Source organism: Antrihabitans auranticaus (assembly GCF_016481275.1).
In the GTDB taxonomy this organism is placed as follows: Bacteria; Actinomycetota; Actinomycetes; order Mycobacteriales; family Mycobacteriaceae; genus Antrihabitans.
In genome coordinates, this window is record NZ_JAEMNW010000007.1 from 123,443 (window position 1) to 135,880 (window position 12,438).

The following is a 12,438-nucleotide window of genomic DNA, read 5'->3' on the forward strand; positions in this document are numbered from 1 at the left end:
ATGTCATCGCGAGTGAATACGATCGGATACCGGTGCATCCAGAATTGAGCGTCCCCAATTCGCTGACGCCCGCAGGCCAATCAGTGATTGTGGCTCTGCTGGGCGAGGTTTCCACGCGCCGTGACGGTGCGCTGGTCGTCTTGCCGGGTGCACGAGCCCGCAGCCTGCTGGTTGCGCTGGCGGAGCAGCCTGGCCGGAGCCGGACCGCGCAGGCACTGATCGACGACGTCTGGGGCGAGGAGCCGCCACGCTCGCCGATGAACGCGCTGCACACCCAGGTGTCCCGTTTGCGCGCAGCTCTGCCGGAGGGCGTTCTCGAAGCCGGGCCGGGCGGGTACCGGCTTGCGCTGACCAAATCGCAGGTGGACGTGACCCTCGCGCGGTTGCTCGAGCAGCGGGCGCAGCAGCGGCATGCAGAAGGCGACCACCGCGGTTGCCTCGACGTGGTCGACCAGGCGAAGGCACTGTGGCGCGGCGACCCGGGTGCGGACCTCGCGGACGGCCCGCTGGCACGCCAACTCCGTGCGGAGGCCGATGCGCGGCGGGCTGCGCTGGACGCGGTCGAGGTGGCGGCTCTACTTGCGCTCGGCGAGTTCGGTGCGGCACTGCCCACCGCACGGGCACGCGCAGCGCACGATCCACTCGACGAGGCTGCGCACTCCGAACTGATGCAGGTGCTCGTCGGAATGGGTTGCGAGGGGGACGCTCTCGAAGTTTTCGCGACGTTCCGGACCCGGCTTGCCGACGAATTGGGCGCGGACCCGTCGAAGTCGCTTGTCGAACTGAACACCGCAATCTTGCGCGGCGAGAACGCAACCCGCCCGCCGGTGCGCGCCATCCCCAGTGCAATCGGTCTCCGCGCGGCCCCGAATGCGCTCCTGGGACGTGCTGTCGACATCGCTGCCATCGAAGAACTGCTCGCCTCTGCTCGCGTCACGACCGTTCTCGGACCGGGCGGTACCGGAAAGACGCGTATCGCCAACGAAATAGGTACGCGTTCAGCCAAGCGCAAGTCGGTCGTGCTGGTCGAACTCGCATCTGTGCGCAGTGGAAACGACGTCGTCGCGGCGATCAGCGCAACACTCGGTGTCAGCGAAGTCGTCGTCGAACCCGGAAGCTTGACGCGAGCGCGGGTCCACACGATCCGGGAACGCCTGCGCGAGGCCGTATCCGCGCGGCCGATGGTGCTGATTCTCGACAACTGCGAGCACGTGATCGACGACGTCGCGGAGGTCGTCGCCGACCTCGTGTCCGTCAGCACCGGACTCACCGTCCTGACAACCAGCCGAGCACCGCTGATGATCACCGCGGAAGCGGTGTACCCGCTGCCGCCGTTGCAGATTGCCGAATCCGGATCGCCGGCAACCGATCTGTTTCGGGCCCGCGCCAAAGCGGTGCGCCCCAACGCGCGGCTTGACCCCGCAGAGGTGACTCGGCTCTGCCGCACCCTGGACGGCTTACCGCTCGCGATCGAACTGGCGGCCGCACGCGTCCGGACGATGAGCGTCGAGGACATCAACGTCGGCCTCGGTAATCGATTCGCGTTGCTCCGCAGCGGCGATCGCAGTTCGCCCGAGCGGCATCGCACGTTGCATGCCGTGATCGATTGGAGCTGGAATCTTCTCGACGCTGCTGAGCGTGCGGCGTTACGTCGATTGTGCCGATTCCCAGCGGGATTCACGCTCGACGCCGCCATCGCGACCGCAGAGTGGGGCGAGGTCGACGACGTCCACGCATCGCTGGACGGTCTCGTCAATCAGTCGATGCTCGCATTGACCGAACACGACGATCCGGTCGGCGTCCGCTATCACATGCTGGAAACCGTCCGCGAGTTCGGCGAGGAGCAACTCGTCGAAGCCGACGAAGTGATGGCGCGAATGTCCTCCTGGGCGCAGGATTTCGCAATCGGCATGGCAGGTGCCGTCCATTCGAACCGGCAGGTCGCAGCGGCGCTGCTCGTCGAGGCGGAGCACGACAACCTGCTCGCCGTCCTCCGGCACGCACTCGAGGTCGAGGATGCGCGAACCGTCTACACGGTCTTCGCCGCGCTCGGCGTGTTGTGGGCTGTGCGTGGCGCGCACTCGGAGGTTTTCACCTGGGCGCCAAGGATTCTCGCGATCGATCTGCGAGGCGCGGACGAAGCAGCAGTTCCAGCGAGCATGCTCGTCGCAAGCTACATGCTCGCCGGGATGCACCTGCTGCTCGGCGGCAACGTGCGGGCGGTCGCTCTGGCGCGCACGCGAATCCGGCGCAGCCGGCAACGTACCGACATGGACAGCGTGACTCGCCTGCACGCCGACCTCCTTCTGAGCCCCGTGAGTGGAAAGGGCGTCGCGCGGACGCTCGCCGTCGCAGTGCGGTCCGCGGACGAGTGGACCAGGACTACCGCCCTCGGGGCGAGGGCCAACATTCGGGAGAACATCGGCGACGTTCGCGGCTCCATCCGCGACGCAGAGATGGTGCTGAAGCTGGCGACCGCTCGCGGAGACCGCTGGACCGCGTCGATGATCTGCCAGCATCTCGGCAGCGTGTACGGCCAGTCGGCACGGTACGCGGAGTCGGTCACCTACTACCGGCACGCTGTCGAGGCGCTGTACGACCTGCATGCCTGGAACGAAATCGCGCAGGTCCGGGCGTTCATCGGCGCCTCGCTGGTCGGCGTCGGCAAGGTCGAGGAGGCTCGTCGCGAACTGCAGGACCTACTCGGCGCCGACGGCGAGCCCACTGGTACCGATTGGTCCTCGCTGGGCGCCGGCAACCCGCATCTCGCGGGGATCACAGGCAGCCTGGCCGAGGCAGACCTCGCCGAGGGCGACATCGACAGCGGCCTGGCAAGGTATCTGACGGCGCTCGCCTATGCGGAATGGCCGGCGAACGAACTCACGCCGGGTCCGCTTTCGATACTGCTCGCGAGTGCGGCCGTGTCGGCACACGTGGTGCACGGTCGCGCGGCTGCGGTCGGCGATCTTGCGCGGGAATTGGGCGAGGCCGCGTCGGCAAGGCTGCGAAAGTTTCCCGACCTACCGCAACTCGGCTGTGTGGCAAGCGCACTCGGCAGCTATCGCATTGCGGCAGGCCAAGATCCCGAACTCGGTATGGAATTGCTTGCGCTCGCCCGCCGAATCGGCGCGCGGCAGGACTATCCGTCGATGCGGCTTGCCGGACACCTCGAGGCGGCCCGGTCAGTTCTCGGCGACGAAACCGTCAACCGGGAACTGAACCGAACCGCCAAGGTGCCGAGGACGACTGCGACGGCGAGGATCCTCGAGAACGTACGGATCTAGGCCTTGCGCATGTACATCCGCACGGTCAGCGGTGCCATCACCGCGATGATCGCGGCGGCGCCGACGAGTGACCACAGGACGTGGATGCCGAAGTGGCCGTCGTTCATCAATTCTCTTGCAGCACTGACGAGATGGCTGATCGGGTTGATGTTGACGAAGCTCTGCAGCCAGCCCGGCAGAGTCTCGACCTTGACGAAGGCATTGGACATGAACGTCAGCGGGAACAGGATGAGCATCGAAATGCCCTGCACCGATGATGCTTTCCGCATCGTGACGCCCATGAACGCCCAGATCCAGCTGACTGCGAACGAGCAGACGATCACGAGCAGGCAGGCTGCGACTATGCCGACCGGTCCGCCTTCTGGACGGAAGCCCATCGCGAAGCCGACGACGAGCGTGATGGTCGTCGCGATGACGTATCGGATGACGTCAGCGAGCAGCGCTCCGGCAAGCGGCGAAATGCGCGCTATGGGAAGGGATTTGAATCGGTCGAACACGCCCTTGTCCATGTCCTCGCGCAGTTGGGTACCGGTCACGATGGACGTGGTGATCACGGTCTGCACGAGAATGCCGGGAATGATGATCGGCAGGTAACTCTTCACGTCGCCGGAAATCGCGCCGCCGAAGAGGTAGGTGAACATCAGCGTGAAGATGATCGGCTGGAGGGTGACGTCGAACAGTTGCTCGGGATTGTGCTTGATCTTCACGACACCGCGGTAGGCCATCGTGAACGAATTGGCAACGGCCTGTTTGATACTGACGCTGCTTGCGGCCGCAATCACGTCCGGCAGGTCGGTGCGCACGGTGGGCGCGGGGTCTTTCAAGACGGTGGTCATGCGGCGCTCTCTTCTTCGGAGTCTGTGGTGTGGCTGTCTGCGGTGTGGCCGGTGATGGTGAGGAAGACCTCGTCGAGGCTCGGCTTGCTGACGGTGATCTCGTCGACGCCGATGCCGTTGTCGCGCAATCGGATCAGCAGTTCGGGTGTGACGCTCGAGTCGGTCATGGGTGCGGTGACGCGGCCGGTCTCCGGCGTCACGGCCACTTCGGTGCGGAGGAATTCGGCGACGAGCGTGCGCGCACGTTCGACGTGGGTCTTGTCGACGAGGGTCAGGTGCAGCGACGACACCCCGACCGAGGCCTTGAGTTCGTCGGCGGTGCCGTCGGCGATGACCTGGCCGCGATCGATGACGGCGATGCGGTCGGCGAGTTGGTCGGCTTCGTCGAGATACTGCGTCGTGAGAAGCACCGTCGAGCCTTCGCGGACAAGTCGGCGAATCGTCTCCCACATCTGCGCGCGCGTGCGCGGATCGAGGCCGGTGGTCGGCTCGTCGAGGAACAGCAGCGGTGGGGCGGCGATGAGGCTCGCGGCTAGGTCGAGGCGGCGCCGCATGCCGCCGGAGAAGTTCTTGAGCGGCTTGCTCGCGGCTTCGGTGAGATCGAATTCTTCGAGCAGCTCGTTCGACTTGCGCCGGGCGTCGGCGCGGCTCAGCCCGAGCAGCCGGGAGAAGATGACAAGGTTTTCGGTTGCCGTCATGTCCTCGTCGACCGATGCGTACTGACCGGTCACGCCCACCAGGGAACGGACCGCGGTCGGCTCCGTGACGACGTCGTGGCCGAAGATGCGGGCACTACCGCTGTCGGGTCGCAACAGCGTCGCGAGCATACGGATGGTTGTGGTCTTGCCGGCGCCGTTGGGGCCGAGCACGCCGTAGACAGAGCCGCGGGGGACCACGAGGCTGACGCCGTCGACGGCCCGTTGCTGACCGAACAGCTTGACGAGGCCTTCGGCTTCGACCGCGGGTGTGTTTCCAGAGAAGTTCATGGCTACACCTTGAAGGCGAGCACTTGCACGGACCTTGCACCGTTCTTGCGTGCGCTTGCAGCCGGTAGGCTGAGCTGACTATGAGCACCACGGCAGCGCCCACCAGACCGAGCCCGATTCAGTACGTCAAGTACAGCTACTGGGCAAAGCTGCCGGACTCCATGCAGGACTGGGTACGCCACGACCTCGCGGGCAAGGGTGCCGGCAGGCGAATGATCGTCCGGGCCACCATTCCCTGCGTGCTCTTGCTATTGCCATTGGTGTTCATCCCGACGACGTGGGACGTCCGCGCCAGCATGACGCTGCCGATTCTGATTCCGTTCGTCTATTTCTCGGTCGCACTCAGCAAGATCTACCGTCGGCACCGCCTCGAGCAGCACGGCCTGCCGGGTGACCTCGTCGACGAGCGCGAAAAGGTGCGGGACGCGGACATCCACCGCGCCTACCGCGAGCGGCACGGTCGCTAGAAGAGCTCTCGTAGCGCGCGCTTGTCCACTTTGCCCGGGCCGCGTAGCGGCAACTCGTCGAGCAGTCTGATCTCGCGTGGCGCTGCCGTCGGATCGAGCTCGGCTTCGACGTGTCTGCGCAGGTCGGCGACCGTCAGTGCCGGGTCGCGGCTGACCACTGCCGCGACGACGCGTTCGCCCAACCGTTCGTCGGGTACGCCGAACACCGCACATTGGCGCACGTCAGGATGAGTGCCGAGCACCGCCTCGACCACCTGCGGAATCACAGTCAGGCCACCGGTGGAAATTCCCTCGTCCAGGCGGCCGTGGACGGTCAGCACGCCGTCGGTGACAGACCCCGCGTCGTCGGTCCGAAACCAGCCGGGTTCGGCGAACGCGGGGTGTTCGGGCATACCGCGATAGCCGGAGGCGAGCATGCTCCCGCCCAGCAGAACCCTGCCCTCGTCGATGCGCAGGGTTGCGCCGTCGAGCGGCACGCCGTCGTACACGCAGCCGCCGCAGGTCTCGCTCATGCCGTAGGTCCGGACGATCGTGATGCCTGCCGATTGCGCTTGCGTGAGAAGGCTCTTGGGGATCGCGGCACCGCCGATCATCACGGCGTCGAGGGTCGCGAGTGCAGCCGTCGCATCGTCGTGATCGAGAGTCTTGATCAGTTGCGTCGGGACGAGCGAGGTGTAGCGGCGCGGGCCGGGCATGGCGCTGACGGCAGCAATGAGGTCGGCGGGGTCGAATCCGTCGCTGACGTCGAGCACTGTCGGGAACGTTTCGGCGAGGATGCTGCGCAGCAAGATCTGTAGGCCCGCGACGTGCTGTGCGGGGAGGGCGAGCAGCCAGCTGCCGGGGCCACCCAAGCGCGCATGCGTTGCGTTCCCACTGGCTCGGAGAGCCGCTGCCGACAGTTGCGCGCCCTTCGGAGTGCCTGTCGTGCCCGAAGTGGCGACGACAATCGCGACGCCGTCCGCGATCGGTTCGCCCGCGCCGAGTGCTGTGGTCAGCCGGGCGGTCTCACGGGCGTCCTGGGCCGGAACGGGCAGGAGTGCGGGGCCCTTATCGGCCAAAGCGTCCCGAAGGTGGTCGAGAATGTCCAGCACCGATGGTCCGGCGGGGACCGGCAACGCGCGGAGCGTGCTCGTCATCCTCGTGCATCGGGGTCGTGGGACCAGCCGCCGAAGACGAGGTTGGCGCGGACGCGGTCGACATCGGTTTCACTGGGCAGTTCGTTGGTGACCTTGGTGATCATCACCTGGATGTCCGTCTTGGCGATCGGCAGATCGCCGAGATCGATCAGTTCGGTCGCAATCTGGTGGACCTCTTCATCGGAGAGTCGGCGGCGCAGAAGTGCAAGCAGCGGAATGTAATCCGATTCTGGAACACCGTCTGGGTAGCCGGCGCGAAGCCAACCGATGATGTTGTTCAAGATGGGTGGTAGCGCCATGGGTCGATCCGGTCAGTCTTCCGCCGAAGCCACGACCGGCCAACCGCCGGCGGCCAATTGCGCCGCCACCCGTTCGACATCGTTCTCGCCCGGCTGTTCCTTGGCGAGCCGGGCGATGGCTGCTTCGATCTCTTCGCGATCGATCTGACCGCCCTCTTCTTCACGCTCGGCGATGAGCTCGTCGACGACCTGCCGGACCTCGGTTTCGGTGAGCCTGCGGTGCAACACCGCGAACAGAGCGACGTAGTCTTCGCGCGGCACGCCGTTCGGGTATCCAGCTCTGAGCCATCCGACTGCCGATCGGAGGGAAAAGGATCTGGGTGCATTGGTCACGCGGTGTGTGCCCTTTCGAGGTGGGCCAGGAGAGCTGGGCTAGAAGATGTGAATGCCGAAGTCGTGCGCAAGGAAGTTCTTCATGATGAACAGAATGCCGACGACGATGGCCGCAATCACTGCAGAGAAGCAGCATATCGCGCCGACAGTGTGTGCAAGGCTGCGCTTTTCGACGGTCGCACCCGCGCCCTCGGCCGAAAGAAGCCGGACGCCGAACGCGAATATCGTCGGCAGCCCCGCCCCGAGCAGAACGCCGACCGCAAGGATCTGCCAGAGCGAATTCAGTGTGTGGGTGAACGTTTCCATCGAATTCTCAGATCTGTGCCGAGTGGCGCAGGTCGTTGTCGGAATCCGAGTCGTCGTTGCTGGGTTCCCAGGCCTCGTTGACGTTGCTGGTGTCGACGGGGTTGCGCCGCGACCGAATGAACATGTACAGCGACGAGCCGATGAGGATCGCGGACACGACCAGCACGCCGGGCAGACCGCCGATCAGGTGGGCGATCAGCCAACAGAGTGCGCCCGCGGCAGCGGCGAAGGGCAGGGTGCACAGCCATGCGACGGCCAGGCGGCCTGCGACGCTCCAGCGCACCTCCGCGCCTTTGCCGAGTCCGGAACCCAGGATCGACCCGGTGGCGGTCTGTGTGGTCGACAGCGGAAGGCCGAAATGGCTCGACGTGAGAATGATCGTCGCGGACGACGTATCCGCCGCCAGGCCCTGGGGCGCTGCGATCTCGACGAGGCCCTTGCCCAGCGTCCTGATGATGCGCCAGCCACCGAGGTAGGTCCCGAGTGCGATGGCGAGCGCGCAGGTCAACTTCACCCAGAACGGCATGGGCGCGTCGGTCGTGATCGTGCCGTGCGCGACGAGGGCCAGGAAGATGATGCCCATCGTCTTCTGCGCGTCGTTGGTGCCGTGCGCGAGGGAGATCAGGGAAGCGGAGCCGATCTGGCCCCACCGGAAGCCCTTCTCCTTCGTTTCCTCGGGCACCTTGCGCGTCACCCGATAGACGGACCAGGTACCGATCGCGGCGACGAAAGCCGCAACGATGGGAGCAAGGACGGCGGGAATGGCGATTTTGCTGAGCACCCCGGACCACACGACGCCGTTCATACCCAGCGCAGCGATCGTTGCACCGATCAAGCCGCCGAAAAGTGCATGCGAAGAGCTGGACGGAATACCGAAAAGCCAGGTCGCAAGGTTCCACAGGATGCCGCCGACCAGTCCTGCGAACACGACGATCAGCAGGTCCTGCCCGCCGACGCCACTGAGATTCACGATGCCCTTGGCAACGGTCGCCGCAACTTCGACAGAAAGGAACGCACCTGCGAGATTCAGAACCGCGGACAGGGCAACCGCGACGCGGGGGCGCAATGCGCCGGTTGCGATAGATGTCGCCATCGCATTCGCGGTGTCGTGAAATCCGTTGGTGAAGTCGAAGACGAGTGCAGTGACGACAACGATGACCAGAACGACTAAGTCTGCGCTCACGCGATCAGTGTGCTTTACCCACTCGGCATAAATCCAATCGGACCCGCCATCGAACGCGATTCTGTCAGGATCGGCTGTCCCTGCGGAGGGGGTGATCGTCGGGCACCTGGACGACCACGATCTTTACGCCGTCGGGATCGGTGATCCACAGTTCGTGCAGCCCCCACGACTCCCGTTTCGCCTCGCGGTCGATGCGGACGCCCTTCGCGGCAAGCTCGCTCTGCGCCTTAGCGATGTCCTTGACCTGCAGCCAGAGTGCACCCTCGAAGGTGTTCGAGGACCCGGAACCGCCGTGGTCGGCAACTTCGATCAGGCCCTGACCCGCGAAGAAGACTGTGCCACTTGCATATTCGCGGGAGATCGCCAGGCCGAGCACGTCTTTGTAGAAGGACAGCGTCGCCCGGTAGTTGGCAGGGCGAAGGATGATTCGACTACTCAATACCTGCACCGAAGGCCTCCTTGCCTGGATGTACTACCGACCCTGTCAGAAATACCACGGATAGGGCGACCAGTCCGGTTTGCGTTTCTCCAGGAAGCTGTCCCTGCCCTCGACCGCTTCATCGGTCATATAGGCCATGCGTGTCGCTTCTCCCGCGAACAACTGCTGCCCGACCAGCCCGTCGTCGGCAAGGTTGAACGCGTACTTCAGCATGCGTTGCGCCTGCGGCGACTTGCCGTTGATGTCTGCGGCCCATTCGAGGGCGACGTCTTCGAGTTCGGCGTGGTCGACAACCTTGTTGACCGCGCCCATCGCGTGCATCTCTTCGGCCGTGTAGGGCCGGCCGAGGAAGAAGATCTCGCGTGCGAACTTCTGCCCCACCAGCTTTGCGAGGTAGGCGCTGCCGTAACCGCCGTCGAAGCTGCCCACGTCTGCGTCGGTCTGCTTGAACCGGGCGTGTTCACGACTGGCCAGCGTGAGGTCGCAGACCACGTGCAAGCTGTGCCCGCCACCGGCTGCCCAGCCGTTGACAAGGGCAATTACGACCTTCGGCATGAAGCGGATCAGGCGCTGCACCTCGAGGATGTGCAGTCGGCCGGCGCGAGCCTTGTCGACTGTGTCCGCGGTGTCGCCGCTCGCGTACTGGTAACCGCTGCGTCCACGAATGCGCTGGTCGCCGCCGGAGCAGAACGCCCACCCGCCGTCTTTGGGGCTGGGACCGTTTCCGGTCAGCAGCACCGCGCCGACGTCGGAAGTCATCCGCGCGTGGTCGAGGACGTTGTGGAGCTCGTCGACCGTATGCGGCCGGAACGCGTTCCGTACCTCCGGGCGGTCGAACGCGACGCGCACGGTGCCCTGCTCGATGTGCCGGTGATACGTGATGTCGGTGAGGTTTTCGAATCCGGGTACCGGGTGCCACAAGTTGGGATTGAAGGTCACGCCGATCACCCTACGGGGCCCGAAATCAGACAGCGTAAAACGTCGCAGGCTACGGTGCAGGTATGAGTGAGCAACGCAGCGAGGCCGCGCCCGAGGTCGAGGAAGACGACCTGCGCAGCGACTTTCCCCGGATCCGCTCGGAGAAGGCCGGACCGTCGTTCGGGCCGTTCGTCGAGGCGTTGCGTCGCGTCCAGGACCTCGCGGTCTCCATCAAGGCTCCCGACGATGTCATCGACCAGGCTTTGCTGCAGGCCGAGGAACTCACCAAGCTCCTCGCGCCGTACGCGGCGGCCGAGGGGGTTTCGACGGCCGGGCGCGCGATCGAACTGCCCGGTCGCGGCAGCCTGTTGCTCCTACCGTGGACGATCGACCTGTTCGGTCCCGACGGCGTGCGCAGCCGCGGCGAATTCAGCCGCTACCACGTCGGCGGCAACAGTGCGGTCCACGGCGGCGTCCTGCCGCTGCTGTTCGACGACCTCTGCGGCATGATCACCTTCGCCGCGGGCCGCGCGATCAGCCGCACCGGATACCTGCACGTCAACTACCGCAAAGTGACGCCGATCAACAAGCCGTTGCTCGTCGAAGGCCGAGTGGATCGGGTCGACGGCCGCAAGACCTTCATCACCTGCGAACTGCGCGACGAATCCGGCGCTGTGCTCGCCGATTGCGAAGCGCTGATGATCAAGTTGCTGCCCGGCCAGCCGTAGTCTCGAAAGCGTGCCCTCTCTGCCGCCGCTCGCCGATGTGCTGGCCGACGCGCACGTAGTCAGCTTGCCGATGCGAGTGCGGTTCCGTGGCATCACTACTCGTGAGGTGATGCTGATCCGCGGTCCGTCGGGATGGGGCGAGTTCGGGCCGTTTCCCGAGTACGGCGACGACGAGGCCGCGCATTGGCTGCGCAGCGCGATCGAGGCGGCATGGATCGGTCCGCCGCCCGCGGTACGGACCGCCGTGCCGATCAACGCGACCGTCCCCGCCATCGGACCTGACCTCGTGGCCGGGGTGCTCGCACGGTTCCCCGGTGCCACGACCGCCAAGGTGAAGGTCGCCGAACGGGGGCAGGCGCCGGCCGACGACATCGCACGAGTCGCGGCGGTTCGCGAGCACATCGGCAACGTCAGGGTCGACGCCAACGGTGGCTGGACGGTCGACGAAGCGTGTGTCGCACTGCAGGCGCTGACCGTAGACGGACCACTCGAATACGCCGAGCAACCGTGCGCGAGCGTGGAGGAACTGGTGCAAGTGCGCCGCCGGCTACCGCACATTCGGATCGCGGCCGACGAAAGCATCAGACGGGCAGAGGATCCCCTGCGAGTTGCGCGGCTGGGCGGCCTCGACGTCGCCGTCGTCAAGGTCGCGCCGCTGGGCGGAACGCGCAGACTGCTTGCGCTCGCCAGGGAATTGGGGGAGTTCGGCATACCCCTTGTCGTATCGAGCGCGCTCGACTCTGCAGTCGGAATGAATGCGGGCCTGGCAGCAGCAGGCGCGCTGCCCGAACTCGAACTCGCATGCGGCCTCGGTACCAGCGGGTTCTTCGCGCAGGACGTCGCACCGGCTCGCGAGATGGTCGACGGTCGATATTCGACCGTCGCAGTCGACCCGGAACCCGAGCGGCTGCAACGTCTTGTCAGCCCGCCGGACCGGTCCCGCTGGTGGTTCGACAGGCTCGCCCGGTGCTACGCGAGACTCGCCGACACAATCTAGCGAAAGCCGTATAGTGTCGGTCGGCAGACGTCGAACCAAAGTCGGGAGGACTTGAAAGTGGTTGCAGCACTAAAGGAAACCTTGTTGGACGAGTCGCGTGCGGCAACGGTGATCGCAGAAGCGCGGGACCTGATCGATGCCGAGGTCGCGGACAAGAAGGGTGCGTCGGGGCTCGCGGTCAAGGGTGGCTACGCAACCGTGAAGAAGGTCAATCCGACGATCGTGACGGAGGCGCTGGAGCGTTTGCTGCCCGAGTTCTTCGTTCGCCTGCAGCCGTACTGGCAGGACTTCTCGGTGGCGGGTGGCCGCTTCGCCGACTACCTCGTCGCGCGTGCGGACGACGTTTCGGACGCGCTGCTGACCGTCACCGACGAGCGCGTGGAGGCTTCCAGTCGCCAGGCCGCGAAGAAGGTCTACAAGTCGATGCGGCCGTCCGCGAAGAAGAACGTCATCGAGGCTCTGCCGCGACTGGGTGACTTGGTGCAGAAGCACGCGGAGTGATTACCGTGCGCGGTTGGAGAGTCTC

At 65.6% G+C, this 12,438-nt stretch carries 14 protein-coding genes; 5 read left to right on the forward strand and 9 right to left on the reverse strand.

Annotated elements, in window-relative coordinates:
• The first annotated feature begins 32 nt into the window (after positions 1-32).
• Positions 33-3,284 (forward strand): AfsR/SARP family transcriptional regulator, encoded by a 3,252-nt coding sequence (locus JGU72_RS24815; protein ID WP_307828595.1) that lies wholly within the window; start codon positions 33-35, stop codon positions 3,282-3,284.
• Here JGU72_RS24815 and JGU72_RS24820 read toward each other — a convergent pair.
• The gene (locus tag JGU72_RS24820; protein WP_199686776.1) at positions 3,281-4,120 is read right to left on the reverse strand and encodes an ABC transporter permease; all 840 of its coding nucleotides are present in this window, start codon (positions 4,118-4,120) and stop codon (positions 3,281-3,283) included. The two genes, JGU72_RS24815 and JGU72_RS24820, sit on opposite strands and share 4 nt — an antisense overlap.
• Positions 4,117-5,106, reverse strand: coding sequence for an ATP-binding cassette domain-containing protein (locus tag JGU72_RS24825; protein WP_199686777.1), 990 nt, complete (start codon positions 5,104-5,106; stop codon positions 4,117-4,119). The genes JGU72_RS24820 and JGU72_RS24825 overlap by 4 nt, the downstream gene beginning before the upstream one ends.
• An 80-nt stretch (positions 5,107-5,186) precedes the next feature.
• On the opposite strand from JGU72_RS24825, the gene JGU72_RS24830 reads away from it, so the two are divergent.
• Positions 5,187-5,573, forward strand: coding sequence for a DUF5313 domain-containing protein (locus JGU72_RS24830; RefSeq protein WP_199686778.1), 387 nt, complete (start codon positions 5,187-5,189; stop codon positions 5,571-5,573).
• Here JGU72_RS24830 and menE read toward each other — a convergent pair.
• The 7 genes from menE to JGU72_RS24860 form a co-directional block, all read right to left on the reverse strand.
• Positions 5,570-6,709, reverse strand: a complete 1,140-nt coding sequence (gene menE, locus JGU72_RS24835; RefSeq protein WP_199686779.1) for an o-succinylbenzoate--CoA ligase — start codon at positions 6,707-6,709, stop codon at positions 5,570-5,572. The two genes, JGU72_RS24830 and menE, sit on opposite strands and share 4 nt — an antisense overlap.
• Positions 6,706-7,008, reverse strand: a complete 303-nt coding sequence (locus tag JGU72_RS30840) for a DUF3349 domain-containing protein (RefSeq protein ID WP_233532960.1) — start codon at positions 7,006-7,008, stop codon at positions 6,706-6,708. The genes menE and JGU72_RS30840 overlap by 4 nt, the downstream gene beginning before the upstream one ends.
• A 12-nt stretch (positions 7,009-7,020) precedes the next feature.
• Entirely contained in the window at positions 7,021-7,341 is a 321-nt protein-coding gene (locus tag JGU72_RS30845; protein WP_307828596.1) for a DUF3349 domain-containing protein, read from the reverse strand.
• 39 nt (positions 7,342-7,380) lie between these two features.
• Positions 7,381-7,647, reverse strand: a complete 267-nt coding sequence (locus JGU72_RS24845) for a hypothetical protein (RefSeq protein WP_199686780.1) — start codon at positions 7,645-7,647, stop codon at positions 7,381-7,383.
• Between the two features lie 7 nt (positions 7,648-7,654).
• Positions 7,655-8,830: an inorganic phosphate transporter gene (locus JGU72_RS24850; RefSeq protein WP_199686781.1), complete on the reverse strand. Its 1,176-nt coding sequence runs from the start codon at positions 8,828-8,830 to the stop codon at positions 7,655-7,657.
• Between the two features lie 64 nt (positions 8,831-8,894).
• Complete coding sequence (locus tag JGU72_RS24855) at positions 8,895-9,278, reverse strand: VOC family protein (protein ID WP_199686782.1); 384 nt, start codon at positions 9,276-9,278, stop codon at positions 8,895-8,897.
• A gap of 36 nt (positions 9,279-9,314) precedes the next feature.
• Positions 9,315-10,208: a 1,4-dihydroxy-2-naphthoyl-CoA synthase gene (locus tag JGU72_RS24860; RefSeq protein WP_199686783.1), complete on the reverse strand. Its 894-nt coding sequence runs from the start codon at positions 10,206-10,208 to the stop codon at positions 9,315-9,317.
• A gap of 62 nt (positions 10,209-10,270) precedes the next feature.
• Between JGU72_RS24860 and JGU72_RS24865 the strand changes: the two genes are divergently transcribed.
• From JGU72_RS24865 to JGU72_RS24875, 3 genes are all read left to right on the forward strand, one after another.
• Complete coding sequence (locus JGU72_RS24865) at positions 10,271-10,915, forward strand: PaaI family thioesterase (RefSeq protein ID WP_199686784.1); 645 nt, start codon at positions 10,271-10,273, stop codon at positions 10,913-10,915.
• A 70-nt stretch (positions 10,916-10,985) separates the two neighbouring features.
• Positions 10,986-11,912, forward strand: a complete 927-nt coding sequence (locus JGU72_RS24870) for an o-succinylbenzoate synthase (RefSeq protein WP_233533004.1) — start codon at positions 10,986-10,988, stop codon at positions 11,910-11,912.
• A gap of 57 nt (positions 11,913-11,969) precedes the next feature.
• The gene (locus JGU72_RS24875) at positions 11,970-12,413 is read left to right on the forward strand and encodes a DUF6918 family protein (RefSeq protein WP_199686786.1); all 444 of its coding nucleotides are present in this window, start codon (positions 11,970-11,972) and stop codon (positions 12,411-12,413) included.
• The last annotated feature ends 25 nt before the right edge of the window (positions 12,414-12,438 follow it).